Here is a 444-nt window from a genome sequence, read left to right on the forward strand (position 1 = left end):
CCTCGTCGACCTGGTGGCCGACGAGGACTTCGCGGCGCTCGGCCGGGTGATGAACGCCGTCAGCGACCGGCTCATCAGCGACCACCCCGAGCGCGAGATGCGCGACGACCGGCGCAAGGACTGACGGCCCGTTCCCCGTTCAGTCCCTGGTCAGGCGGCGGTGGGTGACCCGGTGGGGGCGGGCCGCCTCCACACCGAGGCGCTCGACCTTGTTCTCCTCGTAGGCGGCGAAGTTGCCCTCGAACCAGAACCACCGGGCGGGGTTCTCGTCGTCGCCCTCCCACGCCAGGATGTGGGTCGCGACGCGGTCGAGGAACCACCGGTCGGGCGAGGTGACCACGGCACAGCCCGGGTAGTCGAGCAGCGAGACCTCGAGTGAGGGCAGCGGCTCTCCGTCCAGGGCGTTGGTCGGCTCGTCGGGCAGCAGCAGGTTGCCGCCCATCT

General features: G+C 71.2%; 1 pseudogene. It reads right to left on the minus strand.

Features of this window, described 5'->3' with window-relative positions:
- Positions 1-139 precede the first annotated feature (139 nt).
- Positions 140-444 (minus strand): annotated as a pseudogene (locus F0U47_RS20355) (energy-dependent translational throttle protein EttA); the annotation flags it as partial.

Source organism: Nocardioides antri (genome assembly GCF_008373765.1).
GTDB lineage: Bacteria > Actinomycetota > Actinomycetes > Propionibacteriales > Nocardioidaceae > Nocardioides > Nocardioides antri.